Source organism: Blautia sp. JLR.GB0024, from assembly GCF_037000545.1.
In the GTDB taxonomy this organism is placed as follows: domain Bacteria; phylum Bacillota; class Clostridia; order Lachnospirales; family Lachnospiraceae; genus Blautia; species Blautia celeris.
The window spans coordinates 481,364-498,521 of record NZ_JBANBF010000001.1; the positions used below are offsets into that span (position 1 = coordinate 481,364).

At 41.8% G+C, this 17,158-nt stretch carries 23 protein-coding genes and 1 pseudogene; 17 read left to right on the top strand and 7 right to left on the bottom strand.

The genetic code is table 11. The features are described 5' to 3' along the window. The first annotated feature begins 20 nt into the window (after positions 1 to 20). From V8Q34_RS02140 to V8Q34_RS02150, 3 genes are read left to right on the top strand one after another with little or no spacing between them, the layout of a single operon-like run. Positions 21 to 1,805: an ABC transporter ATP-binding protein gene (locus V8Q34_RS02140; protein WP_335834720.1), complete on the top strand. Its 1,785-nt coding sequence runs from the start codon at positions 21 to 23 to the stop codon at positions 1,803 to 1,805. Then, positions 1,806 to 3,554: an ABC transporter ATP-binding protein gene (locus tag V8Q34_RS02145; RefSeq protein WP_015528447.1), complete on the top strand. Its 1,749-nt coding sequence runs from the start codon at positions 1,806 to 1,808 to the stop codon at positions 3,552 to 3,554. It abuts the gene before it with no gap. An 11-nt stretch (positions 3,555 to 3,565) separates the two neighbouring features. Next, entirely contained in the window at positions 3,566 to 3,934 is a 369-nt protein-coding gene (locus V8Q34_RS02150; RefSeq protein ID WP_335834721.1) for a metal-dependent transcriptional regulator, read from the top strand. 375 nt (positions 3,935 to 4,309) lie between these two features. Here V8Q34_RS02150 and V8Q34_RS02155 read toward each other — a convergent pair whose 3' ends face one another. Together V8Q34_RS02155 and V8Q34_RS02160 are read right to left on the bottom strand one after the other, a co-directional pair. Further along, positions 4,310 to 5,689: a relaxase/mobilization nuclease domain-containing protein gene (locus V8Q34_RS02155; protein WP_055222057.1), complete on the bottom strand. Its 1,380-nt coding sequence runs from the start codon at positions 5,687 to 5,689 to the stop codon at positions 4,310 to 4,312. Next, positions 5,656 to 5,979: a MobC family plasmid mobilization relaxosome protein gene (locus tag V8Q34_RS02160; RefSeq protein ID WP_055222055.1), complete on the bottom strand. Its 324-nt coding sequence runs from the start codon at positions 5,977 to 5,979 to the stop codon at positions 5,656 to 5,658. The genes V8Q34_RS02155 and V8Q34_RS02160 overlap by 34 nt, the downstream gene beginning before the upstream one ends. Before the next feature lie 249 nt (positions 5,980 to 6,228). Here V8Q34_RS02160 and V8Q34_RS02165 point away from each other — a divergent pair, with 249 nt between their 5' ends. Both V8Q34_RS02165 and V8Q34_RS02170 read left to right on the top strand, forming a co-directional pair. After that, complete coding sequence (locus tag V8Q34_RS02165) at positions 6,229 to 6,603, top strand: MmcQ/YjbR family DNA-binding protein (RefSeq protein ID WP_055222053.1); 375 nt, start codon at positions 6,229 to 6,231, stop codon at positions 6,601 to 6,603. Continuing rightward, entirely contained in the window at positions 6,600 to 7,034 is a 435-nt protein-coding gene (locus tag V8Q34_RS02170) for a flavodoxin family protein (RefSeq protein WP_024720755.1), read from the top strand. The genes V8Q34_RS02165 and V8Q34_RS02170 overlap by 4 nt, the downstream gene beginning before the upstream one ends. A 57-nt stretch (positions 7,035 to 7,091) precedes the next feature. Here V8Q34_RS02170 and V8Q34_RS02175 read toward each other — a convergent pair whose 3' ends face one another. Both V8Q34_RS02175 and V8Q34_RS02180 read right to left on the bottom strand, forming a co-directional pair. Continuing rightward, complete coding sequence (locus V8Q34_RS02175; RefSeq protein ID WP_005344265.1) at positions 7,092 to 7,292, bottom strand: helix-turn-helix transcriptional regulator; 201 nt, start codon at positions 7,290 to 7,292, stop codon at positions 7,092 to 7,094. A 56-nt stretch (positions 7,293 to 7,348) separates the two neighbouring features. Next, positions 7,349 to 8,080, bottom strand: coding sequence for a helix-turn-helix domain-containing protein (locus tag V8Q34_RS02180; RefSeq protein ID WP_024720754.1), 732 nt, complete (start codon positions 8,078 to 8,080; stop codon positions 7,349 to 7,351). 194 nt (positions 8,081 to 8,274) lie between these two features. On the opposite strand from V8Q34_RS02180, the gene dinB reads away from it, so the two are divergent. The 5 genes from dinB to V8Q34_RS02205 all read left to right on the top strand — a co-directional run bounded on the left by dinB (position 8,275) and on the right by V8Q34_RS02205 (position 11,205). After that, positions 8,275 to 9,522, top strand: coding sequence for a DNA polymerase IV (dinB, locus tag V8Q34_RS02185; protein WP_055180586.1), 1,248 nt, complete (start codon positions 8,275 to 8,277; stop codon positions 9,520 to 9,522). A gap of 14 nt (positions 9,523 to 9,536) precedes the next feature. Then, positions 9,537 to 9,749, top strand: coding sequence for a DNA-binding protein (locus V8Q34_RS02190; protein WP_005344268.1), 213 nt, complete (start codon positions 9,537 to 9,539; stop codon positions 9,747 to 9,749). Positions 9,750 to 9,761: 12 nt separating this feature from the next. Next, entirely contained in the window at positions 9,762 to 10,001 is a 240-nt protein-coding gene (locus tag V8Q34_RS02195) for a hypothetical protein (RefSeq protein ID WP_005344271.1), read from the top strand. Between the two features lie 250 nt (positions 10,002 to 10,251). Then, entirely contained in the window at positions 10,252 to 10,824 is a 573-nt protein-coding gene (locus V8Q34_RS02200; RefSeq protein WP_055222049.1) for a hypothetical protein, read from the top strand. 9 nt (positions 10,825 to 10,833) lie between these two features. Next, a complete protein-coding gene (locus V8Q34_RS02205) occupies positions 10,834 to 11,205 on the top strand; it encodes a hypothetical protein (RefSeq protein ID WP_335834722.1) in 372 nt (123 codons plus the stop codon). A 76-nt stretch (positions 11,206 to 11,281) separates the two neighbouring features. Here V8Q34_RS02205 and V8Q34_RS02210 read toward each other — a convergent pair whose 3' ends face one another. Beyond that, on the bottom strand, positions 11,282 to 11,488 hold the full coding sequence (locus V8Q34_RS02210; protein WP_008688150.1) for a DUF6219 family protein: 207 nt from the start codon (positions 11,486 to 11,488) through the stop codon (positions 11,282 to 11,284). Positions 11,489 to 11,667: 179 nt separating this feature from the next. Here V8Q34_RS02210 and V8Q34_RS02215 point away from each other — a divergent pair, with 179 nt between their 5' ends. The 7 genes and pseudogenes from V8Q34_RS02215 to V8Q34_RS02245 all read left to right on the top strand — a co-directional run. After that, complete coding sequence (locus tag V8Q34_RS02215; protein ID WP_008688152.1) at positions 11,668 to 11,985, top strand: helix-turn-helix domain-containing protein; 318 nt, start codon at positions 11,668 to 11,670, stop codon at positions 11,983 to 11,985. A 150-nt stretch (positions 11,986 to 12,135) separates the two neighbouring features. Further along, on the top strand, positions 12,136 to 12,348 hold the full coding sequence (locus V8Q34_RS02220; RefSeq protein WP_029732086.1) for a sporulation initiation factor Spo0A C-terminal domain-containing protein: 213 nt from the start codon (positions 12,136 to 12,138) through the stop codon (positions 12,346 to 12,348). A gap of 4 nt (positions 12,349 to 12,352) precedes the next feature. Beyond that, the gene (locus tag V8Q34_RS02225; protein ID WP_055059653.1) at positions 12,353 to 12,784 is read left to right on the top strand and encodes a hypothetical protein; all 432 of its coding nucleotides are present in this window, start codon (positions 12,353 to 12,355) and stop codon (positions 12,782 to 12,784) included. 326 nt (positions 12,785 to 13,110) lie between these two features. Beyond that, entirely contained in the window at positions 13,111 to 13,584 is a 474-nt protein-coding gene (locus V8Q34_RS02230; protein WP_172677211.1) for a sigma factor-like helix-turn-helix DNA-binding protein, read from the top strand. 580 nt (positions 13,585 to 14,164) lie between these two features. Continuing rightward, positions 14,165 to 14,545, top strand: a complete 381-nt coding sequence (locus tag V8Q34_RS02235; protein WP_015568867.1) for a type II toxin-antitoxin system PemK/MazF family toxin — start codon at positions 14,165 to 14,167, stop codon at positions 14,543 to 14,545. Next, the gene (locus V8Q34_RS02240; protein WP_015568866.1) at positions 14,526 to 14,774 is read left to right on the top strand and encodes a DUF6870 family protein; all 249 of its coding nucleotides are present in this window, start codon (positions 14,526 to 14,528) and stop codon (positions 14,772 to 14,774) included. Before V8Q34_RS02235 ends, V8Q34_RS02240 begins: the two co-directional genes overlap by 20 nt. Positions 14,775 to 14,882: 108 nt before the next feature. Continuing rightward, positions 14,883 to 15,086 (top strand): annotated as a pseudogene (locus V8Q34_RS02245) (recombinase family protein); the annotation flags it as partial. Between the two features lie 63 nt (positions 15,087 to 15,149). Here V8Q34_RS02245 and V8Q34_RS02250 read toward each other — a convergent pair. Further along, positions 15,150 to 16,826: a recombinase family protein gene (locus V8Q34_RS02250; RefSeq protein ID WP_002569190.1), complete on the bottom strand. Its 1,677-nt coding sequence runs from the start codon at positions 16,824 to 16,826 to the stop codon at positions 15,150 to 15,152. Between the two features lie 100 nt (positions 16,827 to 16,926). Beyond that, positions 16,927 to 17,154 (bottom strand): transposon-encoded TnpW family protein, encoded by a 228-nt coding sequence (locus V8Q34_RS02255; RefSeq protein ID WP_004607973.1) that lies wholly within the window; start codon positions 17,152 to 17,154, stop codon positions 16,927 to 16,929. Positions 17,155 to 17,158 lie beyond the last annotated feature (4 nt).

Genomic DNA, 17,158 nt, shown 5'->3' on the forward strand with positions numbered 1-17,158 from the left:
GCTCAATATAAGGAGGGCTTATGTTCAAAAAAATCTTTGAGTACGCAGGGCCATATAAGAAAAATATGTATGTGGCCACGGTTGTCGTACTGGTCAGCGTTCTTATGGGCATCCTGCCTTTTGTGCTGGCCTATCAGGTCATTTCGCCATTGGTTATGGGCGATTCTGTTGAAACAGAATTTGTTTTATTGCGTGTTATAGGGGGTTTGATCTGTCTTGTTTTGCAGGCGTTTTTTTATGGATGGGGATTATCAATTTCTCATAAAGCAGCATATAACACATTGTTCCGGCTGCGGGTATCTCTGCAAAAGAAGTTTGAGAAACTTCCCCTTGGCATTGTGGAGGAAAAAGGGACAGGGACAATCAAAAAGCTGTTTGTCGATGATGTGGACAGCTTGGAATTGCTCCTTGCTCATTCAGTCCCAGAGGGTATCGCAAATTTACTGATCCCGCTGGTGATTTATGTTGCTATGTTTTGTGCGGACTGGAAACTGGCTCTTATGTCTTTGGCCTCTATCCCGATCAGCCTGCTCTCCATGGTCATTATGTACTCTGTTGGAATGAAGCGCATGGGTCCCTACTATCAGTCTGCACAGAAAATGAACAACACGATCATTGAGTACATCAATGGTATGGAGGTTGTCAAGGTTTTCAACCGGGAGAGCGAATCTTACGAGAACTTCCGCAAGGATGTAACGGACTATCGGGATTATACCTTGGCATGGTATAAGGCCGCCTGGCCCTGGATGGCGATATACGGAAGTCTACTGCCCTGCACTGTTATTCTGACTTTGCCTCTTGGGGCATGGTTTGTTCTCTGTGGCATAAGCACTTTACCTGATTTGATTTTAGTCCTCTGCCTTTCCCTCAGCATTGGGATTCCTCTCCTGAAAGCACTGGGCTTTATGGAGACGATTCCGAATCTGAATTATAAGATCACGGCACTTGAACAGATGTTAAATACGGCACCGCTGCAAGCTGCTGAGGATGATTTCCACGGACAGGATTTTAACATTTCTTACGATCATGTTTCCTTTGCGTATCAGACGACACAGCCTGGCCCAGATGGGAAACCGATAATAGCGGAAAACGAAGTCCTCCACGATATTACCTTTGTGGCACAAGCAGGACAAAAAACTGCCCTAGTTGGTGAATCCGGTTCTGGCAAGAGCACCCTTGCAAAACTGTTGATCCACTACTATGACCCGCAGAAAGGGAGCATTTCCATTGGCGGGCATAAACTTTGTGATATGAGCCTGGAGGCATTGAACAGCCGCATTTCCTATGTGGCTCAGGATCAGTACCTGTTTAACACCTCCCTGCTGGAAAATATCCGTCTTGGACGTTTGGATGCTACCGATGAGGAAGTAATGCAGGCGGCGAAGAAAGCCCGGTGTATGGAGTTTCTGGAAAAGCTGCCGCAAGGTATTCACTCCATGGCGGGCGATGCGGGGAAAATGCTTTCCGGGGGGCAGCGCCAGCGAATTTCCCTGGCGCGGGCAATATTGAAGGATGCCCCGATTGTAGTGCTTGACGAGGCCACGGCCTATGCTGATCCAGAAAATGAGGAAAAAATGGAGGCTGCTATTGCGGAGCTGGTGGAGGGAAAAACCTTGGTAGTTATCGCTCACAAACTTCCCGCTATAATGAACGCAGATCAAATATGCGTTATGGATCACGGAAAGATGGTGGCAACCGGAAAACATCAGGAGCTGATTCAAGCTTGCCCAGAATACCAAAAGTTGTGGAAAGCGGCTCAGGACAGCGCCGAGTGGAAAGTATCTACTGCAAAGGAGGGAAGATAAATGTTTGCATTGATTTCAAGAATCCTGAACCTCTCCGGGAGGTATAAAAGCCGTATTCAGGCTGCATTTCTATGTGCATTTGTCGAGTCCATTCTCTCCAAAATGCCGATCTTCATGGCGTTTATTGTCTTGGCCGGGTTTGCTGATAATACGCTGACTGGAAAGACCTGTCTGTTTGTCGGACTTGGATTATTAGCTGTTGTAGTGGTTCAGACAGTGGTTCACTATTTGAGCGACCGTCTGCAAAGTGCCGCTGGATTTATGATCTTTGCTGATAAACGGATGGAGTTGGGAAATCATTTAAGAAAAATGCCGATGGGTTACTTTACATCGGGGAATATTGGAAAAATCAGCTCTGTTCTCAGTACGGATATGGTATTCATTGAGGAAGTTTCTATGAGTACCATTGGCAACATGATGAGCTATATGCTGTCTACTTTGGTTTTAGCTGTTTTTATGTTCGTACTGGATTGGAGACTTGGGCTGATTGCGGTAATCATTACCTTGCTGGCATCACTGGTTGCAAAATATATGAATAAGGTTTCCTTCAAGGAGGCTGTCGGGCGTCAAAACCAAAGCGAGAATTTGACGGATGCGGTCTTGTCTTTTGCTGAAGGAATTGGGGTTATCAAAAGTTACAATCTGCTCGGAGAAAAATCTGACGAATTAACGGAAAACTTCAAAAAATCAAGGGATGTCAATACGAAGTTTGAGCAGAAAATGACACCGTGGACCACTGGCTTAAACATTCTCTATGGCGTGGGTATTGCCGCTATCTTCGGTTTATCCGTTTTTTTACATCAGGAAGGCGTACTCTCCCTGGCTTATCTTTTGGGCGTGCTGCTGTTTGTCTTTGATCTCTTTGGACCTCTGAAAGCTCTTTATGGAGAAGCAACCCGACTGACCGTGATGAATGCCGCATTAGACCGCATTGAAGCTGTTTTGGACGAGCCCGAACTTCCCGATAACGGAAATCAACATATTCTGTCACAGGCACAGCCGGATCAGCCAGAAGTACAATTTAGCGATGTGGGCTTCGCCTATCAGGACAAGGAAGTCCTGCACAACATCAGCTTCTCTATGCAGAAGAATACCATGACCGCACTTGTGGGACCGTCTGGCGGTGGCAAATCCACGATTGCGAACCTTCTGGCGCGGCTGTGGGATGTGAAATCCGGCAAAGTGACAATCCGTGGTACAGATATTCGGGATGTACCTCTCGCCGAACTGATGGAACAGATCAGCATGGTTTTCCAGAGGGTGTACTTGTTTCAGGATACCATTTACAACAATATCAGCATGGGTAAACCGGACGCTACCGAGGAAGAAGTCTATGAGGCTGCAAAAAAAGCCCGCTGCTATGATTTTATCATGGCGCTGCCAGATGGATTCCAGACAGTCATCGGTGAAGGCGGCGCTACTCTGTCCGGCGGCGAAAAGCAAAGAATCTCTATCGCCCGATGCATTTTGAAGGACGCACCGATTGTCATTCTGGATGAAGCGACTGCAAGTGTTGATACCGATAATGAAAGCTATATCCAGGAGGCAATCAATGAGCTGGTAAAGGGTAAAACATTACTTGTGATTGCACATCGCCTGAATACCATCCGTCAGGCAGATCAGATTTTGGTGATCTCTGATGGACGGATCAGCGAACAGGGAACCCATGACGAGCTTATGGCAAAAGCCGGGATTTATCAGGATTTTGTAAATATCCGTAAAAAGGCTTCCGGCTGGAGCCTTGCATAAAGGAGGAACCGATGAAGATTCATGCGTCCGGGGAGGATTATCTGGAGGCTGTGCTGATTCTTCAAAAGAAGCAGGGTATGGTCCGATCCATTGATCTTGCCCGGCACATGGGATTCAGTAAACCGAGCATCAGCCATGCAGTAGGTGTGTTAAAGAATGGCGGTTTCCTGACTGTCGATGAAGATGGATACCTCAATCTGACTAATGCCGGGCGGGAGGTTGCCGAGAAAATTTATGAACGCCATCAGTTCTTTACGGAGCAGCTTGTAGCTATCGGGGTTGATCGGGAAACTGCAGAAAGAGATGCCTGTCGGATAGAACATGTAATCAGTGAAGAAGCTTTTGAAAAATTGAAAACTTCGGTTGAAAAAAAGTATTAGTACAATGTTGATTCACCGAAGCTTTTATGTTCATCATACTATAGAATTGTTGAGAAACGTGAAACAGGGTATGAAACTCGTATACTAAAAGACATTCAGAGTGGAATTACACTAGAAACACTTATGGCAAAAGGACATAGGAAAACGCCGGAAGAAAAAGCAGCTGTTGCGAAACAAAAGAGGAAACAGAGGCGAGCAAAACGGAAAAAAGAAGCAAGAGATAATCTGACCAAAGAAGAGATCTTGCAAGATGACCGATTTTTCTGTATTGCTGGTTATACCTCCGGAGGTGCACCGTATGGTGTCACCTGGGAGGAAAAGGATTTGAAACCTTGGGAAGATTTGGAAGAAAATGAGTGAGTTGCCAGTGCAATCTTATTTTTCTCTTGTGACAGAAACAGGTTCCTTTTTTGCCGGAAGTAAGTCTGAACTGATCTCTGGAGCATCGAGCAGTACAGTGAAATTTTGCTGAATGATCTCTAGGGTTTTCTGCTTTTTCTGCAATTCCTGTTTTTCCCGGACAGTAGCATCCTGTTCAGATTCAAGATTTTCAATCCGCTTCTGGATTTTATTAGAGCTTGGGATTTTGGTGATACCGAGATCCTGAAGCTCTTTTTTTAGTGAATCGTGGAGCTGGTATTCTGCCTGATGTTTGGTGCGGTATGCTTTTGGATTTTTAGCAGATTTACAATCTTCAATTACTTTACGACAAAGCCGGTAAGAATCGCAGTGTTTCTGAATGACTTTCTGCGTGCTCAGCTCACTGTTGATTTGTGCTATTCTTTGGTCGGCAACTTTCACAGAAGCTTCAATGTCAGATACATGCTGCCTGAAATCGTCATAATTCAGCAAGTTATTTTCGGAAAGATAGTTGAAGGTGCGGGCTGCCTCTTTTAGATTATTGAGCTTTGCCCATCGTTCAAATCCCTCTCGATTTCCAGTTGTGACATAAGTGGAGATATTGATATACAAGCGAGCTTCTCTGGACAGATGTCTTGGAGTTTTTACTTTGCTACGATTTTTAGCCAGACGGATGCGAACATTTTCTTCGGAATAATAGCTTCCGAGAGATTTCATATAAGTGAAGTTCTTCTGCTCCGGTGCACGGAAGGACAGGTGCTTTCCCTGCCGGACTTCATATCCGGCTAACTGCATCTTTTGCAGAAATTCCTCATAGTTGATGGAAGTCCAGATTGATTTATCAACTGCGACACGTAGCTTGGCTTTCCAACTGGTGCCACGATGATATTCCATGTTCTCTTTATAGCTTTTACCTTTTTCTCCGGTTGGCATGCTGGTGGCAAGTCCATTTTCATGGCAGATACGATTACTGATTCTGCAGAGTTTATGGTAGCTCCGCTTATTGGAAACATACTTGTGATGATCAACAAAGCTTGCAGCGTTGAAGATGATATGATTGTGAATATGATTTTTGTCAACGTGTGTGCTGATCACGTACTCATATTTTCCTTTCAGCACTTCGTCAGCAAATTGTTGACCTAAGCGATGGGCATTTTCGGCATCAACTTCTCCAGGTTTAAATGATTGGATCAGATGAAATGCCAGGTTATCGCCTTTATCCATTCCATTCTTTTTTGCCATTTCTCTTGTCATAGAAAATTCAAGATCTGCAGTTTCCGGGGAACAGCCAAAACTGGAAACTAACAGTTTTTCATCTGTCTTATCTGGATTTGTAATATAGTCCAGAGCTTTCTTGTCAGTTACCTTAATGGGAAAGATTTTAAGATACGCCATAATTCTTTCACCATCTCTTTCAATTCTTGCATTTCTTCTGGATATAGATCTCCGGTGGTATTTACCTTTTTTGCAATCTGGTTGATATTTACACCAATCTTGTGCATTTCCTCATACTGTTTCTTCAGTGGGGTGGTATCGGTGTTGACGATGTAACCGTCGATTGCCATCTTACGCAGATAAGCTCCCATGTTTTTGGTTTTTGATTCTATCATCTTCCTGCGTATAAGCTTCCTTTCTTCTTCGGTGACATAAAAATGGATTTCTTTGTTTCTCTTTCTTTCAGCCATTGGTGGGTTCTCCTTTCTGAGAGGACAGTAGTATCGTTGCTTTCAACGTTTTTCAATTTAGGGCAGGGTACCCTAAATTGGGATTTCCCGGAAGTGTATCCTCACTTCCTGTCCTTGCTGTTTTACCCCTCTATTAGTTAAAGTCAGGAGAACCGGGAAAATGCAAAAGAATTTGGCAGGTAGCACGGGAAGTGAAAATATGGTATGATTATGGGCAGGATATCAGGAGAATCAGGAGTTGAATAGATTGTGAAGAAAGAAGAAATTTTTGAATATGTGAAGAAACAGTATGGTACGATGCCGGAGTATTTATGGGCACAATCACCAGATAATGCTGTGTTGCGACATAAGAATGGAAAATGGTATGCTGTGGTCATGAGCGTTGAAAAATGCAAACTAGGATTAGAAGGAAATGAATTTGTCGATATTATGGATGTAAAATGTGATCCGGAAATGACAAGTATGATTATTCAGACCTTTGGATTTTTGCCAGGATACCATATGAACAAACAGCACTGGATCACAATTTTACTGGATGGTTCAGTCAGTGAAGCGAAGATATTGGACTTTTTGGATATGAGCTATGACCTGATTGACGGAGCAGACAGAAAGGAAGAAAAATGAGAACAGCGATAGTATACGCATCTGTGCATCATGGAAATACAGAAAAATTAGTAAAGAGGATCGCAGAAGAATGTCAGGTGGATTTGATTGATGCTGTGAAACAGCCAGATGCAGACCTGAGCAGTTATGATATGATTGGGTTTGCATCAGGAATCTATTTTTCAAAGTTTCATCAGTCGATATTGGAATTTGCAGAGAAGAATCTACCGGACGACAAAAAGATATTTCTGATCTGTACTTATGGCGGGAGTGCGAATTATAAAACCATAGAGCAGATTTTGGATAAAAGACATGCCAGTGTGGTTGGAAAATTTGGCTGTAAAGGGTATGACACATTCGGACCATTTAAACTGGTTGGAGGTATTGCTAAAGACCATCCGAATGAAGAAGATATGAAAAACGCAGCGGACTTCGTAAAAGGATTACACTGATTTTTGAGAAAAGGAAAACCGGGGATTTTACTCCTCGGTTTTCTGGCAGTTGTGTTTCTAGTCTTCAACCTGAAAAATATCTTCTACAGGCACTTTCAGGTAATGTGCCAGCCGGATTGCAATCTCAAGAGAGGGATTACGTTCTCCACGTTCGATGCGGCCTATAGTCTGGCTGCAGGAACCTATGGCTTCAGCCAAATCTGCTTGAATGAGATTCCGTTCTTCACGAATATCTTTTAGTGTATTATTGATTGCCATTCAATCACTTCCTTTGCTTATTGTTATCAGCAGGATCATGAACCTGCTGTTGAAATTTAATGGAATCCCGGAATTTCTGCACCTTTGCATTTCCCGATTACTTTTCCAAAAATCTTAAAAGAGTCAGATTCCAAAACCTGGATAGGACGATATTTTTGATTTAAAGAAATCAGATAAACACCATCTGGCTCATCGTGTAATTCCTTGATGTAAGTATTGCCGTTGAGATAGAAGATTCCAATTTCACCATTAGCAAGAGAATCTTTTTTCTGAATCCATGCAACATCGTCTGTATGATAAAGTGGCTCCATACTGTCACCGGAAATCCGTACACCAAAGTCAGTCTGCTCAGGAGCAAGGTGTCCTACATCATAGGTTTCTTTTACAGAATCCTCCAGATAATTTCCAGTACCAGCAGAAACTGGTTCCCAGGTAATTTCTACAGGATGATGGAATGGGATAATTTTTGCAGACAGTGGAGAAAACTTTTTAGAAGCTTTCAAAATATCAGCAAATTCAATCAATTTATTTCTGCCTTCTTCATTCAATCCACTCATAATGTTATATGGGTTTTCTCCAAAGAAGGATTCATATATATCTTCGATATCAAGTAACTGGCAAAGTGTCAGGAAAACATGTAAAGCTGGTTCTCGTGCATTGGTCTCCCATTTGGAGATTGCTTTTGTAGTGACCTGAATACCTTCCTGAGAAAGCAGGTCTACAAGATCTGATTGAGAGTATCCTTTCTTTTTTCTATTTTCTGCTAATATTTCCCCGAAATCACGCATTTGTTCGCCTCATTTCTATTTGAATTTTCTATATGCATTATACCGTATGTCAGAAATAAAATCAACAATAATCTCCGAAATGGAGAAAATACAACCAAGATGTTACTTGACTATCTCCGGAATGTCGATATATACTAAACATACAAAAATTGATAAGACATCATGTTGAAGGAAACAGCTGGGAGGTAAAAAGTTTGAGTGAGCGTGTGATCCTGCATAGTGATATGAACTGTTTTTATGCCAGTGTAGAAATGCTGCATCATCCGGAATTTGCCGGAATGCCGCTGGCAGTCGGTGGCGATCCGGAAGCCAGACATGGGATTGTGCTGACAGCAAATTATATTGCAAAGCAAAAAGGTGTAAAGACCGGAATGGCATTATGGCAGGCAAAACAGATTTGTCCGAAAATCATATTTGTACCACCACGGATGGATTTGTATTTGAGATTTTCAAAGATGGCAAGAGAAATCTATTCGGAGTATACGGACAAGATCGAGCCATATGGAATTGATGAAGCCTGGCTGGATGTATCGGACAGCAGAAATCTGAAAGGAAGCGGAATGACGATTGCAAGAGAAATCAGCCATCGGATTAAATACGAATTGGGTGTAACGGTAAGTATTGGAATTTCCTGGAATAAGATTTATGCGAAACTTGGTTCAGATTATAAAAAGCCGGATGCAATCACAGAGTTTAATCGAGAAAATTATAAAGACAGGATATGGCAGCTTCCAGCGTCAGATTTGCTTTATGTCGGAAGACAGACAAATAAGAAATTGCAAAAACTTGGAATCCGGACAATCGGGCAACTTGCGGAATCAGACGAAAAGTTGTTAGAGAGTCATTTTGGAAAAATAGGAAATGTATTATGGGCTTTCGCAAATGGCTGGGATGAAGATCCGGTTTGCAAGGAAGGATATGAAGCACCAGTAAAGTCGATAGGTAATAGCACTACAACACCGAGAGATCTGGAAAATGATCTGGATGTATGGATCATTCAAATAGCATTGGCAGAAAGTGTAGCTGCACGATTGCGGAAACATGGATTTAAATGCAAAACAGTAGAAATTACAGTTCGAGATAATGGATTGTATAGTTTTTCCAGACAGATACATTTACGACAGCCAACGAATATTACAAACGAGATTGTAACTGCAGCATTTCAGCTATTTAAAGATAATTACAAATGGGAATATCCCATTAGAAGCCTGGGAATCCGAGCTGCGGATCTTGTGTTAGATGATATTCCCGTGCAGTTGGATTTATTTGGAAATCAGGAGAAAAAGGAAAAGTTAGAGAAGCTGGATCGTACTGTAGATGAGATCAGACGACGGTTTGGTTATTTCAGTATACAGCGAGCGGCAATGTATCAGGATAAAGTCTTATCCCACTTAGACGCTGGTACGCACACGATCCATCCACACAGTTATTTTCATGGATAATTGGAGGGATAGATTTGAAAAAAGCATTAACCAGAAAACAGAAAGAAAGTTATCAGTGTATTTTGGATTATACGAAGGAGCATGGATATCCGCCGACAGTACGGGAATTTGGAAAATTGATCGGGGTGAAATCAACATCATCAGCATTTTCCAGAATCAAGCAGTTGGAGTTAAATGGATATATCCGCAGAATCCCGGCATCGCCAAGAGCAATTGAGATTTTATAGTGAGGTGTCGGCATGAACAAAGTATATGTAGATGTAGTAGCAGAGTTTCGTAAAGACGGACAGCTGGTTCCCATATTTTTTACATGGGAGGATGGAAGAAAGTATAGCATTGACAGAATTTTGAAAATCGAGCGATGCGCCAGCAGAAAGGCAGGCGGTGTAGGAATGATGTACACCTGTATGATACAGGGGCAGGAAAGCCACTTGTTTTACGAAGTGGATAAATGGTTTATGGAGAGAAAAACAGCATAAGGAGAGATTGGTATAGACGATATTATTTGGATTATTAACCGGCAGGGATAGTCACTTTCCCTTTATATTCCTGCAGGTTTTACATAAGAAGAGGGATTCCGGTCAGCAAAGGCAGCTCCCACAATGCCTTTTGGATATCCGCTTCTGCAAGTTGTAGTAAGTAATTGCTTCCCATCAAAATCATGGGGAAAGCGAACTGGTCTGAAAGACCGCCAGTTAGTGTGATGATGATAAGGAGATTTTGAAACTGATGACAGACAGAGATTATGCAATTAAATCAATGAAAGAGATTACCTTCCAGATGGCAAGCCATGCGCAGGATTATCTGGAAGTAACGATGGAGAGACATTATACAGATATCAAAGAACTGATGACAAGCTATCAGAAATTGATTTTGGAAAATCAGATTGTATTAGAAGAACTGGATATGGAGTGCCAGGAGAAAATCAATGAAGATATGGCATATGCGTTGAGTTATCTGAGTATTTATAACAATCAGTTAGATGTGCCAAAGATGCACCGGGAAATGAATAACCTGATGATCATTTACGGCTTGTCAGATATGATCTATCGTGGAATGACACTGGTAAAGTTCTATGCACCGAATGGTGTGATGCTCAGTGAGGTTCTTCATTCCTGTTTTTGCAGTCATTATAATAAGACAGACGTGGAAGTACAACAGGAGTTAGGAGTAGGCAGGACTTCATTTTATAAAATGAAGAAGCAGGCACTTGGATATTTAGGATTTTATTTTTATGAGATTGTGGTACCGCAGGCAAAGGATAAAAGATTTAAACCGTCACTGGGCGTTGAGGAAGAGTAGGTGAATAATATGAGATACGAAGATTCGATGAAAGGCGTAGCTGCTCAGATAATCAAAGAGCAGCAGCGAGCCAGTAAAATTAAAAACAATCCAGAAGAGTTCCATTGGCATGACGAATATGCAACGTTGAATTTCTTTCGGTCTATCTGCAAAAATATCGGTAACTTGGGAAATGGAGAAATTGAAAAAATGGTCACACGCTTGAAAAGCATAGATCAGAAAGCAGTGGAAAACCATGTGAATGGTGCTGTTTGGGCATTTGATTATGATAAGATGTTCTGTGTATTGATGGAGAATGAAATTTGCCGAAAGGTGTGTGAAAAGAATAAATATAATAGTTGGATGAAGCTGATTGGACAGTATTGTATCTCAATGGCTTAAAGATAAAGAAAGTTGCTGGAGAGAAAAAATATTCTCCAGCAACTTTGTCTTTGATGAATAAAGGTCAATTTTTTATTTAACTATTCTCACTATTATTTGATTCAGTGATTTTTTTCTTCTTTGGAGAAACCAGTTTGTGACCGGAATAAATGGACATGCCCATACAAAGCAATGAAGAATAGGCAAAGTATTTATGTGCAGTCATAGATTTTTTGATTCCAGAATAAATGCATCCCAACATACAGAAAAGTGCGCCTAAGGACCAGTATTTATGTGATTTCATGATTTGATACCTCCTTTGATTTAACTGATTCAATCATAACGCTTTTTTACGAAAATGCAAAGAAAAACTTTGAATATAGTTCTGTAGAATTAGAACTTGGCTTTGCGATTCTGTATATTTAAGATATCCACAAGTATACTAAATTCAGAACGATTATTCGTTCTGGAGGAGGTGTTACGATGGATTTGAAAGCAGTAGGACAGCGAATCAAATCAGCACGAGAAGCAAAAAATCTCACGCAAGAGGAACTGGCTGCATTAGTAAATTTAAGTCCAACGCATGTGAGTGTAATAGAGAGAGGCTTGAAAGTTACAAAATTGGATACCTTTGTTGCAATTGCAAATGCATTAGATGTTTCAGCAGATACTCTTTTGATTGATGTTGTGGCACATTCAGTTACAGGTGTTACCAATGAGCTGACAGAAAAAATTGAAAAACTTCCGATCAAAGAGCAGAAAAAAATCATCAAAGTAATTCACACATTATTGGAAGAGTGATATGACAAACTGGGAAGAGCGAGTAGCTCTTCTTTTTTTGACCTTTTATTCAGCTTTAAGTTGTAAAGTGTCTTTTCATGATAATAGAAATATGCTAAATTAGTTCTATAGAACAAGGTGTAATTCTGCTTATATATTGGAGGAAAATGAATGAGAGAGAAAACTATTTATGAGAAGATTGCAGAAAAGTACAACACAACACCAGAAGAGGTACGCAGAGAAATGCAGATAGCCATAGATGCAGGATTTGATAATCCCGATCCGGCTGTGCAGGAAGAATGGAAGAAAATGACACTTAAAGGAGACAGACCCACACCGGAAGAAGTAATCAATTACGCAGTAAAAAAACTAAAAGGAAAATAAAAATATGAAGAAAAAGATAATTGCATTGATTTCAGGAGCAGTGATCTTGATAATTGCTGCAGGAAGTATTTATGGGAAATCTGAATCTGGTCATAAGGAAGGCGAACCGGATGTAGTTGGAACATTTTCCGTAAATCGGGATGAAAATCTAACCGTAGTCGCTAACCGGGGACATATCGGGGATAAAGAAGCTTTTGCAAGAGAACTTTTGCAGATGTACAAGGATGATTCATTTTATTCGACAAAATTCTCCACAGACAGGGGATATGCGACGAGCCTTGATATGAACATCTATTTATGGAAAGAGGATATTGAAGATGGGGAATCGGTAATGACAGCCGAATATAGACCTGTAGAATACGGAAAGAACTATGATGTAGTCAATAATCCTGATAAATTTCAACTATATATAGATGGAAAAGAAGTAGAAGAATAACACGGTGAACTTTTTATACTGAAATATGTACGATTCCAATAATGATATGAACTTATGGGAATATATTGCGGATACTTTGTGAACTTTATCCTGATACAATGATTATGCTGATGAAAGAAGGCATAGATAACTGAATACAAGAAAGAGACGAAAGCCTCAGTAGTTAAGAAAAAACTACTGGGGCTTTTTTTCGTGCCTGAATTTCTCAGCCAATAACTGCGGGCGTATCCCGGCAGGATAAAGGCGGAGCAGGCATGATCCTAAACAGAGGTCCGCCTTCTGGATTTGAAACGAGCAACAAGATTTCAAATTCAGGAGGAACGGATATGTATATTGAACACCCATATTTTTACGAAGGAAAGTATTACGCAAATATTGATGGAGAAATGATCGAGATTACAAAAGAAGTTGCGTATGCGATGAATAATTTTTACAGAAGCAGCAAGGCAAAAAAAGTTGAGATTAAGAATGAACTGGGTGAGGTTGTGGATAAGATGCTGAGAGAAGTACCTTACAGCGGTCAGTCCATTGATGGAGAAGGCTTCATGATTGAGGATTTTCCAGATCTGAACTGTGATGTGGAGCACTGTGTACTGACAAAAATGGAACAGCAGGATATTCACACAGTGATCAATCAACTGAACTCAGAGGAACGCATGATTATTTATGGCATTTTCTTTGAAAACAAGACACAGACACAGATGGCGGAGATTATGGGGATTTCCAGACAGATGCTGTCATACAAGCTGAAATCCACTCTTAATAAGATGCGTGAAATGTATATGAATAAATTTTTTTAAAAAATTTTTCAAAATCTTTTGCATCTGCCAAAGTCATTTGACTTTAGTAATTAGAGGAAGTTAAAGGACTTCCTAAAATGAACCATGATAACTGAATATCCAATAATAACTGACGTGACATTTCATGCAAAGAGCACGAGGAAGATGCCGCTATAGGATTATAAGACAAAACAAAGATTTTTAGTTCAGTCTGTAATGCTGCGAAAAAGCACTGACCGAAGCCAGCTGGCAGGCTGGTGATGCGATGATATGTATGAGATGCGATACACTTGCAGATCCTGAGAAGTCTGTAACTGGTAAACCTATGAACTGCTGGAGCCTGGAAACGAGAGTTTCCGGGTTGTGGTCCGGAGTATGCATCCGGGCAGGTTATTATTCCCTTCCTGCATATGCGGGAGTAACGATTCGGGGTATCGAGGATAAATAGAATCGAGCGAGCACTGTTTAATAATCAAATTGGCTATAGAGGTTATGCGGCAGAGCTTTCCTTATGGGAAAGAAACTCTGCCGTATTCCTGTGGAGCCAATATAGCGCTATGGATGCTTTACAAATAAAAATAATAGATTGGAGAGAGGACAAATGACAATCCGCAGAGGAGATATTTTATGGGCAGATCTCGGTATGTTTCCTACAACATCTGTTCAGGGTGGAGTAAGACCGGTGATCGTAGTGAGTAATAATAAAGCCAATACATACAGTTCAGTCATAACGGTAGTTCCGCTGACATCAAGAATTTATAAGAAACGGTATTTGCCAACACATGTATTTATCAGCAAATATGATATGACGGGAATCCGAAAAGGAAGCCTGGCACTGGCTGAACAGGTTATGAGCATTTCTACGAAATGTATTATTGAGAAATGCGGAAGAGTGAACAAGTGGAGCCTGGATCGGGTACTGAAAGCAGTACAGATTCAGATGGGAATGGAAGGAGAAGGGCATGACGGCAGAGGAATATAGAAATTATCTGGAGCAGGATTTCAGTGACGTAGATATCAATGAAATGACTGATCTACGGATGATAAAAGCAGACAGAAATAAATCGCTTCAGGAACGGAGAGATATTTTCCTGAATAAAGTAGGAAATCCTTATCTGGTCCGGATCGGTAATATGAAAGTAAAAGTCAGATTTGCCAATAACGGTATATCTATGGAGCAGGCATTTGAGAATATGCTTCTGAGTGTCTGAAAAAGTACTGGCAAGATTGAGGGGACTGTGTTAGAATGTCGGTAAGGACAAATTATGCAGCCCCCTTTTATTACATGGATTTTCTGACGTAATAAAAGGAGGTAAGATATGTATCAGAATATCAATAAAATCTATCATGCCGCCATCTATGTCAGATTATCTAAAGAAGATGGCGATATTTCCAGTTCAGCAAAACTGGAAAGTAACAGCATTTCTAACCAGAAAGCTTTGATTCTGGATTTCCTGAAAGACAAAAAAGATATAGAAGTTGTTTCAGTCCGAGTTGATGATGGCTACTCAGGCTCTAATTTTGTTGAGGTAAGATAACGATACCTTTTTTGCAGAGGGTGTTATCTTACCTCTTTTTGATGTATGTTAGATAGCATAACTCTTTACGTCGGCTCCTATCTGTCTGAAATAGGAGATACTTTCAGTAGGCTTGTCGCCTGTATCAACTCTGCCGACAAAGCTATAAAAGATTTCGATTTTGCGGGTGTTCGTTTCCTTATCCAGTTCGTGAATAAGAATACGGTCAATAAATTCATGGACGTTTTCGTAGGTCAGTTCTTCAATCGCTGTGTATCTGCGTACCAGTGCGACAAACCTTTTTACGTCCGCGCTGCGCTCGGTGGCGTTGTCGATTTCCTGTGACAGCTCCGCAATCCTCCGGGTCAGCGTCTTTTTTTCTTCATCATAGCCGGAAGTCAGAAAAGCAAATTGTTCATCTGAAAGTTTCCCTAAAGCGTTGTCCTCGTAGAGCTTGCGGAATAAGATGTTCAGCTCGTTAATACGGTTCTGCGCCTTGTCAAGTTCTTTCCGCTGCTGTGTCAGCGTCTTTTGTACTGCCTTTGCGCTGCACTCGTTGGCGGTTTCGATAAACTCCTGTTCATGCTCTTTCACATAAGACGTTACTCGCTGCAAGTCTGCAAGGACAAGTTCTTTCAATACGCTTTTGCGGATATAATGCGTAGTGCAGAGCATATCATTTCTTGCCCGGTTGCGGTAGTTGCCGCAAGTGTAGGCGTGTTTCCGTTCAAGCGTCCCGGCTCCGCGTACTGCATACATTTTGTAGCCGCAGTCCCCACAAAAGAGCAGCCCGGAAAACAGGTCAATTTCATCAACCTTTGTCGGGCGTTGCCGGGTGGCAATCCGCTTCTGTGCAAGTTCAAAGGTTTCTTCATCAATCAAAGGTTCGTGAGTGTTGGGGAAGAAATACCTTTTTTCCTCCGGGTTCTTTTTCGTCTTTTTCGACTTATAAGATACCTTGTAGGTTTTCCCGGTTATGGTATGCCCTAAATACTCTTTCCTTGTCAGAATGTCGTACAGTGTCTTATCCGGCCAGTTGTACCATGCGTTGAGCTGTGGGCGGGGGTGGCGTTTGCTCCCTGTCCTGCGGTAGCGCAGTTCCCCGACGGTCAATATCTCATTGTCCCGCAGCCAGTTCTGGATTTCACACATACGGTCGCCCCGTACATACATTGCAAAAATCTGTTTTACGACGTGTGCCGTTTCCGGGTCGGGTATCAGATGATTGCGGTTATCCGGGTCGATAAGGTAGCCGTAAGGAGCTTCGCCGTTGACGCGCTCGCCTTTCTGTGCCTTTGCCTGTTTGACAGCCCGGATTTTCTTTGAGGTGTCGCGGGCGTAAAACTCGTTGAACCAGTTCCGCAGAGGGGTAAACTCGTTATCTTCCCTCGCTGTGTCTACACCGTCGTTAATGGCAATGTAGCGCACTTCGTATTCGGGGAAAACAATCTCTATCAGTTCGCCGGTTTTCAGATAATTACGTCCCAGACGGGAAAGGTCTTTTGTTATGACGGTCGCCACGTTCCCGGCTTCAACCTCATGCAGCATGGCTTGAAGCCCCTCACGCTCAAAGCTCACGCCGGAAAATCCGTCGTCTACAAAAAAGCGTGTGTTGAAAAAGTGGTGTTCGTCAGCATACTTTTGTAAAATCAGTTTTTGGTTCTGTATGCTTTCGCTTTCCCCGGCTTGCATATCTTCCTGGCTCAATCTGCAATATAAAGCGGTAATCTTGTCTGTCTGTAACATTTTGTCCTCCTTTCCGACGACAGACAAGCATGGTATTTGTACTGTCTATATTATACCACATACCGCTGCCTGTGTCATGTATAAAATGTGAAGAAACGCCCTATTTCCGGGCGTTTGCGGGGTTCAGCTCCATGTCCTTGCGAATGAGCTTCTTTATCTTTTTATCCAGTGTGTCCGTTGCGCGTTCACTTGCGGACGAACATACAAGGTAAGTAACTTTTCCGATTTTATGCTCCGTTGTGGTAACGGGCGTCTGGTTTTGCGTCAAAGAAAATCCCCCTTTCTTTCGCAAACATATAATACAGTCTATGAATAGCAGCAAGTCCACTATT

Bases quoted from the DNA above. Each gene is read 5' to 3' on its own strand.
- V8Q34_RS02140 (WP_335834720.1), top strand. From the start codon at position 21: ATGTTCAAAAAAATCTTTGAGTACGCAGGGCCATATAAGAAAAATATG.
- V8Q34_RS02145 (WP_015528447.1), top strand. From the start codon at position 1,806: ATGTTTGCATTGATTTCAAGAATCCTGAACCTCTCCGGGAGGTATAAA.
- V8Q34_RS02150 (WP_335834721.1), top strand. From the start codon at position 3,566: ATGAAGATTCATGCGTCCGGGGAGGATTATCTGGAGGCTGTGCTGATT.
- V8Q34_RS02155 (WP_055222057.1), bottom strand. From the start codon at position 5,689: ATGGCGTATCTTAAAATCTTTCCCATTAAGGTAACTGACAAGAAAGCT.
- V8Q34_RS02160 (WP_055222055.1), bottom strand. From the start codon at position 5,979: ATGGCTGAAAGAAAGAGAAACAAAGAAATCCATTTTTATGTCACCGAA.
- V8Q34_RS02170 (WP_024720755.1), top strand. From the start codon at position 6,600: ATGAGAACAGCGATAGTATACGCATCTGTGCATCATGGAAATACAGAA.
- V8Q34_RS02175 (WP_005344265.1), bottom strand. From the start codon at position 7,292: ATGGCAATCAATAATACACTAAAAGATATTCGTGAAGAACGGAATCTC.
- V8Q34_RS02180 (WP_024720754.1), bottom strand. From the start codon at position 8,080: ATGCGTGATTTCGGGGAAATATTAGCAGAAAATAGAAAAAAGAAAGGA.
- V8Q34_RS02195 (WP_005344271.1), top strand. From the start codon at position 9,762: ATGAACAAAGTATATGTAGATGTAGTAGCAGAGTTTCGTAAAGACGGA.
- V8Q34_RS02200 (WP_055222049.1), top strand. From the start codon at position 10,252: ATGACAGACAGAGATTATGCAATTAAATCAATGAAAGAGATTACCTTC.
- V8Q34_RS02205 (WP_335834722.1), top strand. From the start codon at position 10,834: ATGAGATACGAAGATTCGATGAAAGGCGTAGCTGCTCAGATAATCAAA.
- V8Q34_RS02210 (WP_008688150.1), bottom strand. From the start codon at position 11,488: ATGAAATCACATAAATACTGGTCCTTAGGCGCACTTTTCTGTATGTTG.
- V8Q34_RS02215 (WP_008688152.1), top strand. From the start codon at position 11,668: ATGGATTTGAAAGCAGTAGGACAGCGAATCAAATCAGCACGAGAAGCA.
- V8Q34_RS02220 (WP_029732086.1), top strand. From the start codon at position 12,136: ATGAGAGAGAAAACTATTTATGAGAAGATTGCAGAAAAGTACAACACA.
- V8Q34_RS02225 (WP_055059653.1), top strand. From the start codon at position 12,353: ATGAAGAAAAAGATAATTGCATTGATTTCAGGAGCAGTGATCTTGATA.
- V8Q34_RS02230 (WP_172677211.1), top strand. From the start codon at position 13,111: ATGTATATTGAACACCCATATTTTTACGAAGGAAAGTATTACGCAAAT.
- V8Q34_RS02235 (WP_015568867.1), top strand. From the start codon at position 14,165: ATGACAATCCGCAGAGGAGATATTTTATGGGCAGATCTCGGTATGTTT.
- V8Q34_RS02240 (WP_015568866.1), top strand. From the start codon at position 14,526: ATGACGGCAGAGGAATATAGAAATTATCTGGAGCAGGATTTCAGTGAC.
- V8Q34_RS02250 (WP_002569190.1), bottom strand. From the start codon at position 16,826: ATGTTACAGACAGACAAGATTACCGCTTTATATTGCAGATTGAGCCAG.